Origin of the sequence: Corynebacterium sp. AOP12-C2-36 (genome assembly GCF_052379185.1) — a bacterium.
GTDB lineage: Bacteria > Actinomycetota > Actinomycetes > Mycobacteriales > Mycobacteriaceae > Corynebacterium.
This window is the reverse complement of sequence record NZ_JBQSYJ010000003.1, coordinates 30,893-51,245: the sequence shown is the minus strand read 5'-3', so window position 1 is coordinate 51,245 and position 20,353 is coordinate 30,893. Positions and strand designations below refer to the sequence as shown.

General features: G+C 69.7%; 19 protein-coding genes. 3 read left to right on the top strand and 16 right to left on the bottom strand.

The window, feature by feature from the left end; genetic code table 11:
* Positions 1-43: 43 nt before the first annotated feature.
* The 15 genes from nusB to aspS all read right to left on the bottom strand — a co-directional run bounded on the left by nusB (position 44) and on the right by aspS (position 16,463).
* Entirely contained in the window at positions 44-673 is a 630-nt protein-coding gene (gene nusB, locus ACT3UN_RS03060; RefSeq protein ID WP_301441901.1) for a transcription antitermination factor NusB, read from the bottom strand.
* A gap of 5 nt (positions 674-678) precedes the next feature.
* Positions 679-1,242 (bottom strand): elongation factor P, encoded by a 564-nt coding sequence (efp, locus tag ACT3UN_RS03055; RefSeq protein ID WP_301441900.1) that lies wholly within the window; start codon positions 1,240-1,242, stop codon positions 679-681.
* A gap of 59 nt (positions 1,243-1,301) precedes the next feature.
* On the bottom strand, positions 1,302-2,366 hold the full coding sequence (locus ACT3UN_RS03050) for a M24 family metallopeptidase (RefSeq protein WP_301441899.1): 1,065 nt from the start codon (positions 2,364-2,366) through the stop codon (positions 1,302-1,304).
* A gap of 57 nt (positions 2,367-2,423) precedes the next feature.
* Entirely contained in the window at positions 2,424-2,855 is a 432-nt protein-coding gene (gene aroQ, locus ACT3UN_RS03045) for a type II 3-dehydroquinate dehydratase (protein ID WP_301441898.1), read from the bottom strand.
* Positions 2,856-2,893: 38 nt separating this feature from the next.
* On the bottom strand, positions 2,894-4,000 hold the full coding sequence (gene aroB, locus ACT3UN_RS03040; protein WP_441583063.1) for a 3-dehydroquinate synthase: 1,107 nt from the start codon (positions 3,998-4,000) through the stop codon (positions 2,894-2,896).
* The gene (locus ACT3UN_RS03035) at positions 3,997-4,611 is read right to left on the bottom strand and encodes a shikimate kinase (protein ID WP_301441896.1); all 615 of its coding nucleotides are present in this window, start codon (positions 4,609-4,611) and stop codon (positions 3,997-3,999) included. The genes aroB and ACT3UN_RS03035 overlap by 4 nt, the downstream gene beginning before the upstream one ends.
* On the bottom strand, positions 4,611-5,837 hold the full coding sequence (aroC, locus tag ACT3UN_RS03030; RefSeq protein ID WP_301441895.1) for a chorismate synthase: 1,227 nt from the start codon (positions 5,835-5,837) through the stop codon (positions 4,611-4,613). Before aroC ends, ACT3UN_RS03035 begins: the two co-directional genes overlap by 1 nt.
* A gap of 57 nt (positions 5,838-5,894) precedes the next feature.
* Positions 5,895-6,350, bottom strand: a complete 456-nt coding sequence (locus ACT3UN_RS03025; protein ID WP_441579258.1) for an A24 family peptidase — start codon at positions 6,348-6,350, stop codon at positions 5,895-5,897.
* Between the two features lie 46 nt (positions 6,351-6,396).
* Positions 6,397-7,392: a shikimate dehydrogenase gene (locus tag ACT3UN_RS03020; RefSeq protein WP_441579259.1), complete on the bottom strand. Its 996-nt coding sequence runs from the start codon at positions 7,390-7,392 to the stop codon at positions 6,397-6,399.
* A gap of 58 nt (positions 7,393-7,450) precedes the next feature.
* Positions 7,451-8,635 (bottom strand): endolytic transglycosylase MltG, encoded by a 1,185-nt coding sequence (gene mltG / locus ACT3UN_RS03015; protein WP_301442968.1) that lies wholly within the window; start codon positions 8,633-8,635, stop codon positions 7,451-7,453.
* Positions 8,636-8,786: 151 nt separating this feature from the next.
* Complete coding sequence (ruvX, locus tag ACT3UN_RS03010; RefSeq protein WP_301442967.1) at positions 8,787-9,254, bottom strand: Holliday junction resolvase RuvX; 468 nt, start codon at positions 9,252-9,254, stop codon at positions 8,787-8,789.
* Positions 9,254-11,950 carry an alanine--tRNA ligase gene (alaS, locus tag ACT3UN_RS03005; RefSeq protein WP_444656278.1) on the bottom strand — a complete coding sequence of 899 codons (2,697 nt, stop codon included), beginning with the start codon at positions 11,948-11,950 and terminating at the stop codon, positions 9,254-9,256. Before alaS ends, ruvX begins: the two co-directional genes overlap by 1 nt.
* A 72-nt stretch (positions 11,951-12,022) precedes the next feature.
* Positions 12,023-13,450 (bottom strand): replication-associated recombination protein A, encoded by a 1,428-nt coding sequence (locus ACT3UN_RS03000; protein ID WP_301442965.1) that lies wholly within the window; start codon positions 13,448-13,450, stop codon positions 12,023-12,025.
* Positions 13,447-14,637: a phosphotransferase gene (locus tag ACT3UN_RS02995; RefSeq protein WP_301442964.1), complete on the bottom strand. Its 1,191-nt coding sequence runs from the start codon at positions 14,635-14,637 to the stop codon at positions 13,447-13,449. The genes ACT3UN_RS03000 and ACT3UN_RS02995 overlap by 4 nt, the downstream gene beginning before the upstream one ends.
* A 41-nt stretch (positions 14,638-14,678) precedes the next feature.
* The gene (gene aspS, locus ACT3UN_RS02990; protein WP_301442963.1) at positions 14,679-16,463 is read right to left on the bottom strand and encodes an aspartate--tRNA ligase; all 1,785 of its coding nucleotides are present in this window, start codon (positions 16,461-16,463) and stop codon (positions 14,679-14,681) included.
* Positions 16,464-16,633: 170 nt separating this feature from the next.
* Between aspS and ACT3UN_RS02985 the strand changes: the two genes are divergently transcribed.
* Positions 16,634-16,975 (top strand): hypothetical protein, encoded by a 342-nt coding sequence (locus ACT3UN_RS02985; protein ID WP_301442962.1) that lies wholly within the window; start codon positions 16,634-16,636, stop codon positions 16,973-16,975.
* Positions 16,976-17,030: 55 nt separating this feature from the next.
* Here the strand turns inward: ACT3UN_RS02985 and ACT3UN_RS02980 are convergent, their stop codons facing one another.
* Positions 17,031-17,162, bottom strand: a complete 132-nt coding sequence (locus tag ACT3UN_RS02980) for a hypothetical protein (protein ID WP_301442961.1) — start codon at positions 17,160-17,162, stop codon at positions 17,031-17,033.
* Between the two features lie 304 nt (positions 17,163-17,466).
* Between ACT3UN_RS02980 and ACT3UN_RS02975 the strand changes: the two genes are divergently transcribed.
* Positions 17,467-19,371 (top strand): calcineurin-like phosphoesterase C-terminal domain-containing protein, encoded by a 1,905-nt coding sequence (locus tag ACT3UN_RS02975; RefSeq protein ID WP_444656276.1) that lies wholly within the window; start codon positions 17,467-17,469, stop codon positions 19,369-19,371.
* Between the two features lie 26 nt (positions 19,372-19,397).
* Entirely contained in the window at positions 19,398-20,345 is a 948-nt protein-coding gene (ypfJ, locus tag ACT3UN_RS02970; protein WP_441579699.1) for a KPN_02809 family neutral zinc metallopeptidase, read from the top strand.
* Positions 20,346-20,353: the final 8 nt, after the last annotated feature.

The window sequence follows — 20,353 nt, the reverse complement described above, 5'->3', positions numbered from 1 at the left end:
TGCAGAATTCTAGCACGGTCCCGGGACGTCAGCCCCGGGGAGTCTAGTTCTCGTCGCCGGGCTCGTCGTCCGGCTCGTCGGCGGGTTCGTCGACGATGCCGTCGACGAGGGCGTCGGCGCGCGCCTGCTCGGCGTCACGCTCGGCCTTCGCCGCCGCAGCGTCCTGCTCGGCCTTCTCGGCGGCGGACGCCTCGTCAGCGAGGCGCTTGTCGCGGGCGATCCCGTCGAGCACGGCGTTGACGTAGCCGGGGGCCTTGTCGTGGGAGTACTCCGAGGCGAGCTGGATGCCCTCCTTGAGCGCCACCCGCGAGGGGACCTCCGTGTTGTAGAGCAGCTCCCAGGCGGACACGCGCAGCACCGCACGGTCCACCGCCGGCAGGCGCTCCAGACGCCAGGTGCTGCTCAGGTGGCTGGCGATCGCTCGGTCGATCTCGTCGAGGGAGGACGCCACCCCCGGCACGATCCGGGCGGTGTACTCCGGCACCTGCTTGACCTGGTTGGACTCGTCCCTGGCCAGTTCGGTGCGGTCCTCGACGATCTCGACGGGGTCGATGTCGCGGAACTCGGCCTCGAAGAGGATGTCGACGGCGCGTCGACGGGCCTTGTAACGGGCCCCGTGGCGGCGGTAGGCCTCACCGGCCTGCTTGTCGCCGGAATGATTCTCGTTGGACATGACGTCTAGTTGTTGACGCGGGAGAGGTACTCGCCCGAGCGGGTGTCGACCTTGACGACGTTGCCGGTCTCCAGGAACAGCGGGACCTGGATCTCCGCGCCGGTCTCCAGGGTGGCGGGCTTGCTGCCACCGGTGGAGCGGTCGCCCTGCAGGCCCGGGTCGGTGTGCTGGATCTCCAGGTCCACGGAGACCGGCAGCTCACCGAAGAGGATCTGGCCGTCGTGGAAGGACAGCTGCACGCGCATGTTCTCCAGCAGGAAGCGGCCGGCGTCGCCGAACTTCTCGGAGGGCACCTCGAACTGCTCGAAGTCCTTGTCGTCCATGACAACGAAGTTCTCGCCGTCGTGGTACAGGTAGGTCATGTCGCGACGGTCGACGGTGGCGGTCTCGACCTTCACACCGGCGTTGAAGGTCTTGTCGAGGGTCTTGCCCGAGACGACGTCCTTCAGCTTGGTCCGCACGAACGCGGGGCCCTTGCCCGGCTTGACGTGCTGGAACTCGATGATCTGCTGCAGCTTGTTGTCGATCTTCAGCACGAGACCGTTCTTGAAATCCGCGGTGGTCGCCACGTGTCTACTCCCTGGGAAACGAGGATGGATGGTCAGCCGGTCAGTCTAGCAGTCCCCTGCTAGAGCACACGCAACTCGGTCGGCGAGGGGTTCACCGACTCCGCGCCGGTGGCGGTGACGATGTAGGTGTTCTCGATCCGCACACCGGTACGCCCGGGCAGGTAGACGCCCGGTTCGATGGTCAGCGTCATCGACTCGGAGAGCTGCTTGTCCTGCGGGGTGCGCGAGGCTGCGTAGGGCGCCTCGTGCACGTCCAGGCCGACACCGTGGCCGGTGGAGTGCACGAAGTACTCCGCGTAACCGGCTTCGTCGATGATGTCGCGGCAGACCTTGTCGACGGCGAACAGGCCCGCCCCCGGGCGCACGGCCTCCACCCCGGCGTTGAAGGAGCGGTACACCAGGTCGTAGATCTCCGCCGACAGTGCGTCCGGCTCCCCCACGCACACCGTGCGGGTCTGGTCGGAGGCGTAGCCGTCGAGCCACACGCCGAAGTCCATGGTCACCAGGCCCGGGACGATGACGTCGCGCGAGACGCCGGCGTGCGGCTTGGCCGCGTTCACGCCGGACGCCAGGATCGTGTCGAAGCTCAGTCCGTCCGCCCCGGCGGCCCGCAGGCGGTACTCCAGGTCGGCCGCGGCCTCGATCTCGGTGATGCCCTCGCGGATGCCGCCGGCGGTGATGAATTCTGTGAAGACCGAGTCCGCCAGCCGGCCGGCCTCGCGCAGGGCGTCCAGCTCGGCCGCGTCCTTGACCAGGCGGGCCCCTTCGACCGCGCCGGAGAGGATCGCCGGGTCACCGAGTTCGCGGGCGGTGGCCACGCTCATGCCCGGTTCGACGGCGAAGGCGCTGTCGCCGGCGACTCCGCGCAGTTCACCGAAGAGGTCACGGGTGATCCGGATGTCGATGTTGGTCGAGTCCGCGGTCTCCTGGCGCACCTGGGTGTCGTAGCGTCCGTCGGTGACCAGGGTCGCCGCACCGTCGGTGTCGAGCAGCAGGGCGGCGTTGGAGCCGCTGAATCCGGTGAGGTAGCGGATGTTCTTCAGGTCGGAGACGAGCAGGAGGCTGTGGCCGGCGTCGGCGACGGTCTGTGCGACGGCGCGGCGGCGGGTGAGGGTGTCGGTCATGACCCTCAGGGTACTACCCCGCCGCGGGCGACGGTGTGCCCGCTCGGGAGGTACCCACTAGCTGCCTGCGAGGTACTCCAGCGCCATGGTGTAGCCCTTGACCCCGAGCCCGGCGATCACGCCGCGGGCGATCGGTGAGAGGTAGCTGTGGTGGCGGAAGGCCTCGCGGGCGTGGATGTTGGAGATGTGCACCTCCACGAAACCGGGGCCGTCGGCGACCTCGACTAGGGCGTCGCGCAGGGCGACCGAGGTGTGGGTCAGGCCGCCGGGGTTGATGACGACCGCGTCGCCGTCGTCGGCCGCCCGGTGCACCCGGTCGATGAGGTCGCCCTCGTGGTTGGACTGCAGCGTCTCGATCTCCACGCCGAGGCGCCGGGCGTCGGCCCTGAGCCCCTCCTCCACGTCGGCCAGGGTGGTGGAGCCGTAGATCTCGGGCTGGCGGCGTCCGAGCCGGTCGAGGTTCGGTCCGTTGAGCACGACGATGCGCATGGTGTCTCCTTGGCTGACTTTGGCTGACTGTTGACGAGCTAGCTGGCGGTGTTGCGGTAGGCGGTCTGCAGGTCTGCCTGGGCGGGGTTCACCAACGTCTGCGGGACGTAGGAACCGTCACCCTCACCGTCGCCTTCACGGTCGCCCACGACGACGACGCGCAGGCTGCCGTCCTTGTTCTTCTTGTCGCGGGCCATGACCTCGGTGAGCTCGGCGAGGGTGGCGTCGGAGTAGCCGGTGGGCAGGCCCACGCTGTCGAGGATACGTCGGTGGCGGGCCACCGCGTCGGCGTCGAGCAGGCCGGCGGCATGGGCGAGCTCGGCCTCGAAGACCATGCCCACCGCCACGGCGTGACCGTGGCGCCACCGGTAGTTCTCGTGCTGCTCCACGGCGTGACCGTAGGTGTGGCCGTAGTTGAGGATCTCGCGCAGCGAGGACTCGCGCAGATCCTGGCCGACGACGTCCGCCTTGACCCTGATGGCCGCCTCGATGAGCTCCGGCAGGGTGCCGTGCGGGTCGCAGGCGGCAGCGGGGTCGGCCTCGTAGAGGTCGAGGATGTGGCCGTCGCGGATGAACCCGGCCTTGATGATCTCCGCGCTGCCCGCCACGATCTCCTGGTGCGGCAGCGTCTCGAGCACGTCGAGGTCGACCAGGACGGCCGAGGGCTCGTGGAAGGCGCCGACGAGGTTCTTGCCGGCGGCGGTGTTGATGCCGGTCTTGCCGCCCACCGCCGCGTCGACCATGGCCAGAAGCGTGGTGGGGTACTGCACGACCCGCACCCCACGCATCCACGTCGCGGCGATAAACCCGGCGAGGTCGGTGGTGGCCCCGCCGCCGACGCCGACGACGACGTCCTGACGCGACAGTCCGGCGTCGGCGCAGACGTCCCAGCACTGCGCGGCACCGGCGACGGTCTTGGCTGCCTCGGCGTCCGGCGTCTCGTACAGGACCGGTTCGACACCGGCGGCGCGCAGGCCGTCGGCCACGCGGGACGCCAGGTCCGCCAGCGGCGGCTGGTGCAGCACCACGGCGCGGCGTGCCCCGGGCACGGCGTCGGCGACAGCGGCGGTCAGGTCGCGTCCGATGACGACGTCGTAGGGGTGCTCCGTGGCGACGTGCACCGTGCGGGTGGTCGGGGTACTCACAGCTGGGCCTCCGGGGTGTGTTCGGGCTCGTCGTCGGCAGGCTCGTCGGCGGCGGGGTCGTGCACGCCGATCAGGGCGAGCACCTCGGCCACGGTGTGCCGGGGGGTGCGTCCGTCGGCGTCGACGACGTAGGTGGCGACCTCCCCGTAGAGGTCCTCACGCTCGGCGAGGATCTCGCGGTAGCGCGCGGCGGGGTCGTCGCCGTCGGCGGCGGCGAGCACCGGACGGGTCGCCAGGTGCGCGGTGCGCCTGGTCCCCTCCTCCGCCGACACCCGCAGGTAGACCACGGTGTGCGCGGCGAGCAGCCGGCGGGTCGCCGCGGAGAGCACCGCGCCGCCGCCGAGGGACACCACGCCGGTGGAGCCCAGCGCCTCGGCGACGTGGGTCTCCTCGCGCGCCCGGAACTCCGGCTCGCCGAGGGCGGTGAACAACTCACCGCAGGACGTGCCGTTGGCGTCCTCCAACAGGGTGTCGGAGTCCACGACCCCGCAGCGCAACGCCTCGCCGAGGGCGTGACCCACGGTGCTCTTGCCGGCACCGGGCGGCCCGACGAGCACGACCCGGGGGGTTGCGGTGGCAGACGCTCCGGCAGCGCCCGTCTCGCCGGCCATCAGGCCTCGTCCCAGGTCAGTCGGGCGTCCACGTCGTCGATGTAGGAGCGGTAGTTGCGGCGGGTCTCGGCGACGCTGTCGCCGCCGAACTTCTCCATCACCGCACGCGCCAGCACCAAGGCGACCATTGACTCGGCGACCACGCCGGCGGCGGGCACCGCGCACACGTCGGAACGCTGGTGGATGCCGGTGGCCGGACGTCCGTCGTCCATGTCCACGGTGGCCAGGGCACGCGGCACGGTTGAGATCGGCTTCATCGCCGCACGCACGCGCAGCTGCTCACCGTTGGTCATGCCGCCCTCCAGGCCGCCGGCGCGGTTCGTCCGACGCCCCACACCCGAACTCCGGTCGAGGCGGTCGATCTCGTCGTGGGCCTCGGAGCCACGGCGACGGGCCTCCTCGAAGCCGTCGCCGACCTCGACACCCTTGATCGCCTGGATGCTCATCAGCGCCTGGGCCAGCTGGCCGTCGAGACGACCGTCCCAGCTGACGTGGGTGCCCAGGCCGACCGGCAGCCCGGAAACCACGACCTCCACCACGCCACCGAGGGTGTCGCCGGACTTGCGGGCGGCCTCGATCTCGCTGATCATCGACTTCTCGTGGTTGTCGCCGTGGGCGGTGAACGCGCGCACCGGGGAGCCGTCCACCGCGTCCAGGTCCGCCGCGGTCGGCGGCGGGCCGGTGTAGGTGTCCGACGGGCCGATCGACAGGACGTGGCTGACAACCTCGGCACCGGTGACCTCGCGCAGCAGGGCGCGGGCGAAGGTGCCCGCCGCCACGCGCGCGGCGGTCTCCCGGGCACTGGAGCGTTCCAGCACCGGGCGGGCCTCGTCGTGGCCGTACTTCACCATGCCGGGGAAGTCGGCGTGCCCCGGGCGTGGGCGGGTCAGACGTGCACCGCGGCCGGAGTCCATCTCCTTGGCCACGGCCTCGTCGGTGAGGTCCACCGGGTCGGCGGACATGATGGTGGTCCACTTCGGCCACTCGGTGTTGCCGATCATCACGGCCACCGGCGAACCGATGGTCAGTCCGTGACGCACGCCGCCGAGGAAGGTCACCTCGTCGGCCTCGAACTTCATGCGTGCGCCACGGCCGTAGCCGAGGCGCCGTCGGGCGAGTTGGCGGGACACCTCGACGCGGGTGACTGGCACCCCGGCGGGAATGTCCTCGACAACGGAAACAAGGGCCTGGCCGTGTGATTCCCCGGCAGTCGTCCATCGAAGCATGCCCTACATTGTCGCACGGGCAACCATTGGTCGTCACCACAACCCGGGGTTTATGGCTCAGGTCACCGTCACGGCGGTGACGGCCGTGGCGACTACCGTGGCCAGCAGCATGCCGGGACCGTGCAGCAACCCGCGCGCCCGGACCCGTGGCGACAGGGCGAACACGAGGGTGACCAGCGAGGCGCCGGCCACGGCGAGCAACACCCCGGCCGCTCCCCCGGCCACCGCGGGGGCCACGCCCAGACTCAGGGCCAACTTGGCGTCGCCGCCACCGACGCGCCATCGCGGGGTGAGCCTGCCGGGCAGCACGCACAGCAGGAACCAGCCCAGCCCACCGAGCACCGCCCACGGGTGACCGGACGCCACGGCGAGCACCCAGGCCACCGGCACGGCGGGCAACGTCAACCTGTCCGGCAGCCGCCGCGAGCGCAGGTCGTGCACCACCAGCGCGCCCGCCCACAGTGCCACGGCCGCCAACGCGACCGTGCTGAGCAGCGCTGTGCTGATTAGCACAGACCCCCCGGTCTCCCCCATCCCCATTCGTCCCCCCGTTCGTCCCCTACGCCCCCGCGTCAGAGCCGGCGGCCGACTCCAGGGTCCTGCGGTGCGCCCGCAGCAACCGGTACATGCCCTCCGTGGAGGGCGTCTCCGCGGTGAACTGCCGGAACTGCTCGACACCCTGGCCGGCCAGCATCAGCAGGCCGTCCGACACCGGGTGGCCGGCGCTGCGCGCGGCCAGCATCAGCGGCGTGGGGTACGGGTCGTAGATCACGTCGACCACCGCGGCCGCCGAGGCCAGCTGCTCGGCGACCGCACCCGCCCCGGCGGCCGGGATGGTGGAGATCAGCACGTCCGCCGCGGCACAGGTCGACGCGAGCCGCTCATCGTCCAGGCGCAGCCAGTCGAACTCCATGCCGTAGGACTCGACCAGGCTCTGCAGGTTCAACGCCCGCTCGGAGCGTGCCAGCACGGTGACCGAGGTGAACCCCTCGGCCGCCAGCGCGGCGACGGCAGGACGCGACGTCCCGCCGTTGCCGACGACGACACCTCGTCCTGAGCCACGTCCTGAACCGGGGGCCTCGTCCTCGCCGAGGACGGCGCGGAGGCAGGCGGCCAGACCGTCGACGTCGGTGTTGTCGGCCATCCAGCGGCCCGTGGGGACGTCGTCGGCGTCGCGCAGGGGCACCAGGGTGTTCGCACTGCCGATCAGCGCCGCGCGGTCGGTGACCTCGTCGGCAAGGTCGTGGGCGGCGGACTTGCCCGGCATCGTCACCGAGAAACCACGCACGCACGCCGGCGAGTGCTGCATCAGCCGACGCACCTCCGAGGGCTCACCGGCGTCCACGCGGACGTACACCAGGGCGTCGTTGTCCATCATCGCCGCACTGCCCAGGTGGATCACCGGGGACAGGGAGTGCCCCACCGGACGCCCCAGCACGGCGCACAACTGTGCCGGCGTGCCCTCTGTGCCTTCCGAGTCAGCCTGGAGCCGGGCGGCGAGTTCGAGGAACTCCTCGACGCTGTACACCTCGGGGGCGTCGTTGCTGCTGTCCATGATCCTCTTACCTCGCGTCTGTCTGGGGTTATCGGGCACTAACGGGCACTAACGGGCACTAACGGGCACTGTCGAGGACACCGTTGCGGCGCGACTCCTCGATGGCGGCCTCGTGGTCGGAGAACTCGCGGTTGAACACGGTGCGTCCGTCGGTGTCCACGGTCACGAAGTAGAGCCAGTCGCCGTCGGCGGGGTGCTCCACGGACTGCAGCGCGGTGATGCCCGGTGAGGCGATCGGGGTGTCCGGCAGCCCCTTCTTGGCGTAGGTGTTCCACGGGGTGTTGCGGGCACGGTCCTCGTCGGTGGTGGCGACCTCCTGGGCGGAGACGTCGTAGTTGACCGTGGAGTCGAACTCCAGCTGCTGGTCCTCGTCCAGACGGTTGAGGATCACCCGGGCGACCTTGTCGAAGTCGCCCTCCGGGGCCTCGCGCTCCACGAGGGAGGCGGCGGTGATCATGTCATAGGGGCTCAGGCCCACGCTGTCGGACGCCTCGAGCAGACCGGTGCCCTCGTAGACCTCCGCGGAGTCCTCCAGCAGGGTGTTCATGATCTCCTGCGGGCCGGCGGTGGGGTCGAAGAGGTGCACACCCGGGGAGATCAGGCCCTCGACCCGTCGTGCGTCGTCGCCGCGGGCCTCCACGGCGTCCACGGCCCACTCGGGCACGCCGAGCTCGTCGGCCGGGGTGGTCGCGACGGTCTCACGCAGGTCGTCGACGCTGACGCAGTCCTCCAGCCCGTCGGTCAGGCCTTCACGGCAGGAGTTGCCGGCGATGGCGGAGTAGATGCCCTCGCGGGCCTCGCCGCCGACCACGGTGACGTCCTCGAGGGTCAGGCCGTTGGGGATGTCGATGACACCCAGGCGACGCTCGTCGTCGGTCAGTGCGGTCATCGCCGCCTCGGCGGACATCTCCTCCTGCAGTGCGTAGTAGCCGGCCTCCAGGCCGCGGGTGTCCCCGTTCTGCTCCGCGTGGTCGGCGGCACTGAGCATCGCCGAGCGTGAGCCGACCACGTTGTCCTCCAGCAGCTGCGGCAGCAGGCCGGAGACGGTGTCGCCCTCGTCGACGCGGACGAGGACCACGTTGCCGTTGCCCTCCCCCTCGTAGTCGCGGGTGCCGACGACCTCACGCTGGTAGTAGACGTAGGCGACGACGAAGACGAGAAGAAGGATCAGTGCAAGGCTGATAGCAATCGACCACTGTCGGCGCCGACGGTACCTGGGTTCGGTACTGATCTTTCGAGGCAAGGTTCACTCCCACGTCTCTACTGTGTACTTGGTGTAACAACGTCTTGGAACGTCATAAAAAGTCTATGGAACAGCATCGCATGTTCCGCTGCGCGTTATTCTCGCATGTCCTGCCCGGAAATCCTTGATCGGACACCCGGTTACGGGGTGGTTAACGGTCCAGCCGGGTGGTACGCGTGTCCAGCCACCCCTGCAGGATGTGCACCGCGGCGGCCTGGTCGATGCGCGAGCGGCCCTTGCGTTCGCTGACCCCGGAGGCACGCATTGCGCTGGTGGCGGCCACGGTGGACATGCGTTCGTCAACCAGGCGCACCGGTGTGCCGTCCAACGCCTCACGCAGGGCGGCGGCGTAGTTCTCCGCGCGGATCGTGCTCTCGGTGCGCTTGGAGCGCAGTGTCACCGGAAGCCCCACGACGACCTCGACCACGAAATTCTCCTCGATGAGCTCGAGGACGCGGGCGAACTCGCTGCCGGGGCGCCGACCGCTGCCCTTCTCCGCGGCGACGGTCTCCAGCGGGGTGGCGAGGATGCCGTCGGGGTCGGACAGGGCCACGCCGATGCGTACCGTGCCGACGTCCAGGCCCAGACGGCGTCCCCGCCCGGGGTCCCCGTCCTCCATCACTTGCCGCCGGCGAGGACCGACTCGACGTGCGGACGCACCGCGGCGACCGCGGCGTCGATGCCGGAGGCGTCGTTGCCGGAGCCCTGCGCCATCGACGGCTTGCCGCCGCCGCGTCCGCCGACCAGCGGGCCGACGGCCTTGACGACCTCACCGGCGGACAGGCCACGGTCGACGGCGGCGTCGGTGACTGCGGCGATGAACGGCACCTTGCCGGACTCGGTGTCCGCCGAGGCGAAGAGCACGACCGCCGGCTCGGACCCGAAGCGGGCCTTGGCGTCGTTGGCGATGGTGCGCAGGTCGCCGCCGGCGATACCGTCGGCCACACGGGCGGCGAGCACACGCACACCGTCAACGGTGACGGCCTGCAGCACGTAGTCGCCGACCTTGGCGGTCAGCTCGGCGGTGCGGAACTGGTTGATCCGCTTCTCCGCCGCCTGCAGGCGCTCGTTGATCTGGGCGAAGCGCTCCGGCAGGTCCTCGGAGGTGACCTTCAGCCGCGAGGCCAGGCTGCCGGCGACGGCGTTCTGGCCGGCGAGGAAACGCATCGAGTCCATGCCGGTGTAGGCCTCGATACGGCGCGTGCCCGAGCCCACGGAGGACTCGCCGAGGATGGTGACCGGGCCGACCTGGGAGGAGTGGTCGACGTGGATGCCGCCGCACAGCTCGATGGAGAACGGTCCGCCGATCTCCACGACGCGTACCTGCGAACCGTAGTTCTCACCGAACAGGGCCATCGCACCCATCGCCTTGGCCTCCTCGAGGCTGGTCTCGATGGTGTTGACCTTGTAGTCGGTGTCCACGGCCTCGTTGGAGATCTCCTGGATGCGGCGCAGCTGGTCGTCGGTGAGCTGGGTGCCGTACTTGAAGTCGAAGCGCAGGTAGCCCGGCTTGTTCATCGAACCGGCCTGCACCGCGGTGGGCCCGAGCACGTCGCGCAGGGCGGCGTGGATCAGGTGGGTGCCGGAGTGCGCCTGGCGTGCGGCGTGGCGCCACGCGTGGTCGACGTGTGCGGAGACGGTGTCGCCCACGGCGAGCTCACCGCCGGTGACGGCGACGCGGTGCAGCGAGACCTTGCGTCCGGTCTTCTGCACGTCGCGGACCTCGCCCAGCCCGCCGGGGCCGGTGAGGGTGCCGCGGTCGGCCATCTGGCCGCCGGCCTCGGCGTAGAACGGGGTGCGGTCCAGGATGACCTCGACCTCGGTGCCCTCCGGGGCGCGGTCGACCAGGGTGCCGGCGGAGACCAGGCCCAGGATGTGGGCCTCGGCGTCGGTGAAGTCGTAGCCCAGGAAGACCGTGGGGTGGTTGTCGACGAAGGAGCGGTACACCGACACGTCGGCGTGGACCTGCTTCTTCGCCCGGCTGTCGGCCTTGGCGCGGGCCTTCTGCTCGGCCATGTGGGCGTCGAAGCCGTTCTCCCCGTCCTTGTCGACGGTCAGTCCCTCCTCCGAGGCCATCTCGATGGTCAGGTCGATGGGGAAACCGTGGGTGTCGTGCAGGGTGAAGGCGGAGGCGCCGTCGAGCTCGGTCCGGCCCTGGGCCTTGACCTTGGCCGCGGCCTCCTCGAACAGGCGGGTGCCGGACTCCAGGGTCTTCAGGAAGGCGGTCTCCTCGCCCACGGCGACGGCGCGGATGCGCTCCCAGTTCTCCGTGATCTCCGGGTAGGACGGGGTCATCGTGGTGCGCACGGTGTCCATGAAGCGCTCCATGGTCACCCCGGTGGCGCCCAGCAGCCGGGCCGAACGGATGATGCGGCGCAGCAGACGGCGCAGGATGTAGCCGCGGCCCTCGTTGCCGGGGGTCACGCCGTCCAGGATGAGCATCAGGGCCGTGCGGGTGTGGTCGGCGATGACGCGGAAACGCACGTCCTCCACCGAGTTCTCCACCAGACCGTAGACGGCGCCGGTGAGCTCCTCGGCGACCTTGATCACCGGGGCGAGCAGGTCGGTCTCGTAGACGTTCTCCACGCCCTGCAGGATGCAGGCGACGCGCTCGATGCCCATGCCGGTGTCGATGTTCTTCTGCGGCAGCTCACCGACGGGTTCGAAGCCCTCCTTCGGGCTCTTCTCACCGCGCACGTCCTGCATGAAGACCAGGTTCCAGATCTCGATGAACCGGTTTTCGTCGGCCTCCGGGCCGCCGTCGACGCCGTACTCCGGGCCACGGTCGTAGAAGATCTCCGAGCACGGGCCGCCCGGGCCGGGCACCCCCATGTCCCAGTAGTTGTCCTCGCCACCGCGGCGCTGGATGCGCTCGGCGGGCACACCGATCTCCTCGTGCCAGATCGCCGCGGCCTCGTCGTCGGTCCGGTACACGGTGGGCCACAGCCGGTCGGGGTCCAGGCCGAAGCCGCCCTCGGCGACGGGGTTGGTCAGCAGGCCCCAGGCGAAGTGGATGACCTCGCGCTTGAAGTAGTCGCCGAAGGAGAAGTTGCCGGCCATCTGGAAGAAGGTGTTGTGGCGGGTGGTGATGCCGACCTCCTCGATGTCCAGGGTGCGCACGCACTTCTGGATCGAGGTGGCGCGCGAGGACGGCGGCGTCTGCTCACCGAGGAAGTAGGGCTTGAACGGCACCATGCCGGCGTTGACGAACAGCAGGTTCGGGTCGTCCAGGATCAACGAGGCACTGGGGACCTCGGTGTGGCCTTGCTTCACGAAGTGGGAGAGAAAGCGCTCGCGGATCTCATGGGTCTGCACAGTTTCGGAACCTTCTTGATAGCTGAATCGTCGACGCGGTGTTTTACACGTGTTGCCTTAACCGGAAACAGTCTACCCGCTGCCCCGGACGATGCCACGCAGGGTCTCCAGGCGGGGCTTGAGCGTGTGCTCACGGCCGTGCTCGGTCGGCCGGTAGTAGCGGGCTTCCGCCAGGTCCTCCGGCAGGTAGTCCTGGCGCAGGACGCCGCGCGGGTCGTCGTGCGGGTACCGGTAGCCGACGGCGTTGCCGAGCGACTCCGCCCCCGAGTAGTGCCCGTCGCGCAGATGCGGCGGCACCACCGAGCCGCGTCCTTCCCGGACGTCGGCGAGGGCGGCGTCGATGCCCTGCACCACCGAGTTCGACTTCGCCGCGGTGGCGATGTGCACCGTCGCCTGCGCCAGCGGGATGCGTCCCTCGGGCATGCCGATGAAGCTCACCGCCTGGTGCGCGGCGATCGCCGCCTGCAGGGCCGTGGGGTCGGCCATGCCGACGTCCTCGGAGGCGTGCACCACCAGTCGGCGGGCGATGAAGCGGGGGTCCTCCCCCGCGTCGATCATGCGGGCCAGGTAGTGCAGCGCGGCGTCCGGGTCCGAGCCGCGCAACGACTTCACGAAGGCACTGGTGATGTCGTAGTGCTGGTCGCCGTCGCGGTCGTAGCGCGCCACCGCGCGGTCGGTGGACGCCCGGACGTCCTCGGCGGTCAGGAGGCTGGGCGCGTCTGTGTCGGTCGTTCCGTTCCCACCAAGGTCCCCGAGTCCCTCGACGGCGGCCTCGAGGTAGGTCAGACCACGGCGGGCATCCCCGGCCGCGAGGGCGGCGAGCAGGTCACGGGCGTCGTCGGCCAGGGTGACCGCGCCACCGTAGCCGCGGCGGTCGGTCGTGGCCCGGGTGAGCAGCATGGCGACGTCGGCGTCCTGCAACGGCTTGAGCTGCACCAGCAGCGAACGTGACAGCAGCGGTGAGACCACCGAGAAGCTCGGGTTCTCAGTCGTCGCCGCGACGAGCAGCACCGTGCGGTTCTCCACCGCGCCCAGCAGTGCGTCCTGCTGGGTCTTGGAGAACCGGTGGACCTCGTCGATGAACAGCACCGTCGACTCACCGTGGGTGAGCAGGCGACGGGCGTTGTCGATGACCGAACGGACCTCCTTGACCCCGGCGTTGAGCGCCGAGAGCGCCTCGAAACGCCGGCCGGACGCCCCGGCGACCAGGGAGGCCACCGTGGTCTTGCCCGTGCCGGGTGGGCCGTAGAGGATGACCGAGGAGTCCCCGCGGCCGTCGATCAGACGGCGCAGCGGGGAGTTGTCGCCGAGCACGTGGGACTGGCCGACGACCTCGTCGAGGGAGCGCGGACGCATGCGCACCGCCAAGGGCGCGTGCGCCCCGGGGTGGAAGTAGGAGTCCGCCGACCGCGACGGGATGCCGGCCCCGGAGGCCCCAGGGTTATCCGCGGCCTCGGGGCTCCCGCCAGGGACCTCGAAAAGTCCGTCGCCGTCAGTCATCGAATCTGCGGCTGCGCCCCGAGCTTGGCCAGGGTGGTGAGCAGCTCGGCGGCGAAGTCGCGCACGGCCGGGAAGCTCTCGTCGACGTCGTGACGCTCGGCGAAGCGGCGCACCGCCTCCACCGTGGTCGCCAGGTCGGCGAGGTGCTCACGGGGCATCAGGTCGAGACGACGGGCGCCCTCGGCCGCCGATGCGGAGGTCTCGATGACCGCCAGGGTGCCGTGGTAGAGCAACGACAGGCTCATCAGCGCCCAGCCGACCAACGACGCCATCAGCGCCTTCTCCAGGCGCCCCTCCTCACGCACGGCAGGCCACACCACGGAGACCTCCGAGGACCAGGACTCGATGAACTCGCGGAGTTCCTCGGGGTCCAGCAGCGGGGTGGTGATGTCGTGGGGGAACCCGGCGATCACGCAGGCGACGTCGGAGACGATGTCGCGGAAACCCGCCCACTCGTAGTCCAGGAAGACCACCGAGTCGGCCAGCATGATGTTGTCCGGGGTCAGGTCGAAGGGGGTGAACGCCTGCACCCGGCTGCGGGACTGACGCGCCCCTGCCTCGTGGGCGAGCGCCTCCACGGTGGGGTCCACCGTCACCCCGCTGCGACGCAGCAGGTCCAGGCCCTGCTCCACCAGAGCGGCGACGTCCACGTCACGGTCGGTGACACCGGAGGCCGGGAGGTTGTGGCGGGAGTGCTGACGACGGTTGAGCGTGTCGAAGGCCTCCTGCCCGTCGGCGGTCGCGACGTGCATGCGTCCCAACGCCCGGCCCAGCTTGCGCAGGGCCGCGGCGCGCTCCGGTTCGTCGGCCATGGTGAGGATGTCGGAATAGTTGCGTCCGTCACCGAGGTCGGAGAGCACCATGATGCGGGTGTCGATGTCGTGGGCCAGCAGCTGCGGGCCCGGACGGTGCTCCTCGGCCAGCGTGTTGGTGTACTGGTAGGCCACCACCTCGCGGACCATCGCCGAGATCGCCTCGGAGTCGTCGCCACGCGAGGTGACCGGCGGAAGCTGCTTGATCACGACGGTGCGCTCCTGGAGGAACGGGTTCGGCGACACCCGCACCCGCACGACCAGGGAATCCCCGCTCCCACCGAGGTTCTCCGGGTGGGTCAGTTCCGGGGTGCCGCCGAAACGGTTCCCCAGCAGGTGTGCCGCACTCTCCAGCGCGTCGTCGATACTCAGCACGTCGATGTCCTCTCTCGGACGTCCCTCCATGTGCGAAGGACTCAGGCGTTCTTCTTGGGTTTGGCGTCGATCCCGGACTCCTTGCGCTGCTGCGCGGTGATCTCGCCCGGGGCGTCCGTCAGCGGGTCGATGCCGCCGCCGGACTTCGGGAAGGCGATGACGTCACGGATGGAGTCGTAGCCGCCGAGCAGCGAGACGATACGGTCCCAGCCGAAGGCGATACCGCCGTGCGGCGGGGCGCCGAAGGCGAAGGCGTCGAGCAGGAAGCCGAACTTCTCGCGCGCCTCCTCCTCGGTGATGCCCATGACCGCGAAGACACGCTCCTGGATGTCGCGACGGTGGATACGGATCGACCCGCCGCCGATCTCGTTGCCGTTGCAGACGATGTCGTAGGCGTAGGCGGTGGCCTCGCCCGGGTTGTCGTCGAAGTTGTCGATCCACTCCGGCTTCGGGGAGGTGAACGCGTGGTGCACCGCGGTCCAGGCGGAGTGGCCCAGGGCCACGTCGCCGGAGGCGGTCGCGTCGGCGGCCGGCTCGAACATCGGGGCGTCGACGACCCAGGTGAAGGCCCAGTCGCCGTCCTTGATCAGGCCGAGGCGCTCGGCGATCTCGCCACGGGCCGCGCCGAGCAATGCGCGGGAGGACTTCACGTCGCCGGCGGCGAAGAAGATGCAGTCGCCGGGCTTGGCGCCGACGTGCTCGGCGATGCCGGCACGCTCCTCCTCGGTGATGTTCTTGGCGACGGGGCCGGACAGGGTGCCGTCCTCGCCGACGAGGATGTAGGCCAGACCCTTGGCGCCGCGCTGCTTGGCCCAGTCCTGCCAGGCGTCGAGGGTACGACGGGCCTGCGAGGCACCGCCGTCCATGACCACGGCACCGACGTAGTCGGACTTGAACACGCGGAAGGAGGTGTTCTCGAAGAACTCCGCGCACTCGGTGATCTCGATGTCGAAACGCAGGTCCGGCTTGTCCGAACCGTAGCGGCGCATCGCGTCGGCGTAGGTGATCCGCGGGATCGGCCCGGTGATCTCGTAGCCGATCTCCTTCCACACCGCGGCGAGGATCTGCTCGGCCAGGGCGATGACGTCCTCCTGGTCGACGAAGCTCATCTCCACGTCGAGCTGGGTGAACTCCGGCTGACGGTCGGCACGGAAGTCCTCGTCGCGGTAGCAGCGCGCGATCTGGAAGTAGCGCTCCATGCCGGAGACCATGAGCAGCTGCTTGAACAGCTGCGGGGACTGCGGCAGGGCGTAGAAGTTACCGGGGCGCAGACGCGCCGGCACCAGGAAGTCGCGTGCACCCTCCGGGGTGGAGCGGGTGAGGGTGGGCGTCTCGATCTCGGTGAAGTCCTGGTCGACCAGCACGTTGCGGGCTGCGGCGTTCACCTTGGAGCGCAGGCGCAGGGCACGGGCCTGGTTGTCCCGGCGCAGGTCCAGGTAGCGGTACTTCAGACGGGTCTCCTCGCCAACCTCTCCGCCGCTGGCGGAGTCGTCGATCTGGAACGGCAGGGCCGCGGACTCGTTGAGGATCTCCAGGCCGGAGACGTTGAGTTCGATGGCGCCGGAGGCCAGGTTCGGGTTCTCCGAGCCTTCGGGGCGCCCCTCGACCACACCGGTGACACGCAGGCAGTACTCGCTGCGCAGTGCGTGGGCGCGCTCGGCGACATCACTCTCACGGAACACCACCTGGGCGAGTCCGGAACGGTCGCGCAGGTCGATGAAGATCACTCCACCGTGGTCCCGTCGACGGGAGACCCATCCGGTGAGGGTGACCTCCTCGCCGATGTGGTCTGAGCGAAGGTCACCACAAAGATGGGTCCGCAGCACGTCGCGTAGTCCTTTCGGATTGTTCGGGGAGGCTACTCGTCGGCACGGTGGTGCCGGAGGTAGCCCGATATCAGCGGCCCAGTGTACTACCCCTCCGTCGCGGGCGGAACAACGGTGGCATGCTGGAGGGCAACGGTCGAGATCCGATCGACGACGAAAGGACACCTGAGATGACACAGCAGGACCCCAACACACCGGGCGCCGCAGGACAGGGCGCCGGGGCCCACCGCCACCCCGACTCCGACGGCATCGCCGACCAGCTGACGGTCGAGGACACCGTGGTCACCCCCCTGGACTCCCGCGACCCCTACCGCCTGTTCTGGCTGACGAGCCAGATCGTGCTGCTGTTCTCCACGGTCATAGCCGTGGTGGCACTGGTGTACGGGCTGGCCACCGACACCGAGGCGTCCTGGGTCAGCGGCATGGCGTGCTTGGGCATCAGCATGCTCGCGGTGATCGGACTACTGCTCGCCCGTCTGGGCAGCGACCTGAAGGCCGCAGACGTGATCTGACCGCGCCCCTGCCGGGCATGACCAGGAGGTGGCACGGTCAGGAAGGGGGGCACACTCAGGCGCCGACGCCGCTCCAGTCGAAGCGGCCGAGGGTGGCGTCGTACACCTGCTGGGCGATGTCCCAGTGGTTGTAGGCGGCCCAGTCGCCTGCGTCGAGAGCCTGCTGCGCGAGTGCGATGTAGTCCATGTTCTTCCGGTTCTCCTGTGCGTCGGGGTTGCTTTGTCGGGGTGAAGCCAGTTCCTATGCCCACATCCCGACAATTATGAAACGAAGTATAGCCTTCCTCACCCCGGACCGCAGCCACAGGCGTCCCGCGCCTCCCCTGCGCCCCAACCCGCCGGGCCGGCAACCCTCCCGCCCACAGCTGTTCACCCCGGTGTCACGTCGAGGCCACCGCGGCAACAACCCCACGCCCTACGCTCCCAGAGGCACGGCCTAACCCGTGGCTTCACACCCCTCATGATCCAACATCCCAGGGAGCACCCCCACCATGTCTCGACAGCCGTTCCGGTCGCGCACCGGGATCGCACTCTCCACCGTCCTGCTGACCGCCCTGTCCACCACCCTCGCCACCGCGGCACCCGCCGCAGGACAGGACGCACTGCCGGACGCCGACACCTCGTCCTTCTCCGACGGGCCGTCCCTCTCCAGCTCCTCGGGCTCCTCGGATGCCGCGGCCCCCGACGAAGCCCCCACCACCAACGACGGCCTCTACGAAGGATCCGTCGAGGTACTGCGTGGCGACGACAGTGCCGCCGATACCGCCGAGACCATCACCGGCCGGGTCTTCGACGACGCCGACCGTGACTCCTCCCTCGGCGGCGACGAGGACGGCGTCGCCGGGGTGAGCGTCTCCAACGGCATCGACGTGGTCACCACCGACGAGGACGGCAACTACAGCCTTCCGGTCCGCGACAACATGTCCGTCACCGTCACCCAGCCTTCCGGCTGGCAGGTCCCGGTCGACTCCTCCAACTTCGCCCAGTTCAGTTACGAGCACTACCCCGAGGGTTCCCCCGACCTGAAGTACGGCGGACTCGAGCCCACCGGCCCGGTGCCGGACGCGGTGAACTTCCCCCTGGCGAAGTCCGAGGCCACCGCCTCGAGCGCCCAGAACTGCGCTATCGCCGCCGACACCCAGACCTACGACAAGACCGAGGTCGGTTACGCCGCCAAGGGTGCCCCGGCCGACCTGGCCGCACGCGACGACTACGCCGGCTGCGGCATCCTGCTGCTCGGCGACAACGTCGGCGACGACCTCAGCCTCAACCCGGACCTCAAGGGCCTCTACGCGGACGCCAACGGCCCGGTCCGCGCCCTGCCCGGCAACCACGACATCGACTACGACGCCGACAGCGACATCAACGCCACCGACACCTACCGGCGTGACTTCGGCTCCCCCTACTACTCCTACGACGTCGGCGACGTGCACATCGTCGCCCTCGACAACATCGACTACAACGGCGACGACGGCTCCGGCAACGGTGGCTACGACGAGCGCATCTCGGACGAGCAGCTGCGCTGGCTGCGAAACGACCTGGCCACCGTGCCCGACGACCGTCAGGTCGTGATCGCGGCCCACGCCCCGATCGTCAACTACGCCGAGGTCGTCACCGACAACGCCGCGGAGCTCTACGACGTGCTCGCCGAGCGTCCCGACGCCGTCACCGTCGGCGGCCACACCCACACCCGCGAGACCCTGCTCGCCGGGGAACGCCGCGAGGAGTGGGCCACCTACGACGAGAGCCCGATCGAGGAACTGCCCAACGACCAGATCGTCGCCGGTGCGGTCTCCGGCGACTGGTACTCCGGGGAGCTCAACGACAACGGCGTGCCCTACGCTTACACCCAGGACGCCGCCGAGCCGGGAGTGCTGACCATGCAGTTCTCCGGCGGACAGCGCAGCGAGTACTACACCGTGCGCAACGAGGACCCCTCCCACCAGTTCCTCACCGGTGTCAACTCCCCCACCTGGCGCTCCTGGGTCGCCGCCGCGGAGGCCAAGGGCGAGGACGCAAAGGTCGAGCCGATCGACCCGCGCGAGGTCTCCAAGGCCGACGTCGAGGGCGGCGAGAGCTACCTGTCGAGCAGTTTCTTCAACGGCTCCACCGACGCCTCCGTCACCGTGAGCATCGACGACTCCGAGCCGCAGGACGCCGAGCTGACCCAGCCGGCCGAGGGGGAACCCCTCAACAAGGGGTGGGAGTACACCGAGACCGTCTCTGCCACCCACAACCTCAGCTCCACCGGCAACGTGGCCCAGGCGAGCCCGCACCTGTGGCGGACCTCCCTGCCCGCCGACCTGGAGGTCGGCCGGCACACCGCCGTGGTCACCGGCACCGACCGCCACGGCGAGGAGTTCCAGGACACCGTGGAGTTCACGGTGACCGACTGACACCCCGGTCCCGCTACACTTCCACCATGTCGTTCAACAACAACCTGTCCGGGATGGGCGGTCGCGCCCGCTCGGGCGGCAGCAGCGGTGGTGGCGGAGGCTTCGGCCTCGGCGGGGGTAACAACGGGGGCAACCGGGGCGGCGGTATCCTCGGCATGATCCTGATGAGCCGTGTCGGACGGCGCTTCGGGCTTCCGGGGATCATCGTCGTCGCCGCGGTGATCTTCTTCGCCAACGGTGGTGCCGGCATGTTCGGCGGCTCCGATGGAACCTCCGGTGCCACGCGCACCGATGGCGGGAACCTGGAGCACTGCACCACGGTGGAGGACGCCAACACCTACGACGACTGCCGCATCGAGGGCACCGCCATCTCCCTGGACGCCGTGTGGTCCGGTCTGCTCCCCGAGCAGGCGGGCATCCGCTACACCGAACCCGGCCTGGTCATCGGTGACGGGCAGGTCAACACCGGGTGCGGTACGGCCTCGACGGCCCAGACCGGCCCGTTCTACTGCCCCGGCGACCAGACCGTCTACATCGGTGACGACTTCTTCACCCAGCTGCGCCAGATGGGCGGCTCCGACGGCCCGTTCGCGCAGATGTACGTGGTCGCCCACGAGTTCGGCCACCACATCCAGAACCTGGAGGGGAACCTGGGGCTGTCTGACTACGACGACCCCGGCGAGGACTCCAATGCGGTGAAGATGGAGCTGCAGGCCGACTGCTACGCCGGTGTCTGGGCCGCCCACGCCGACAAGGGCGAGGACGCCGTGCTCGACCCCGTCACCCCCGAGCAGGTCAACCAGGCCATCACCTCCGCCCAGGCGATCGGCGACGACGCCATCCAGTCCGCCGGCGGCGGCCAGGTCAACCCGGACGCCTGGACCCACGGCTCATCCGAGCAGCGCCAGCAGTGGTTCACTACCGGCTACGACAACGGCACGATGGAGTCCTGCGCCCAGGACTTCAGGCGCTGAGGACTCCC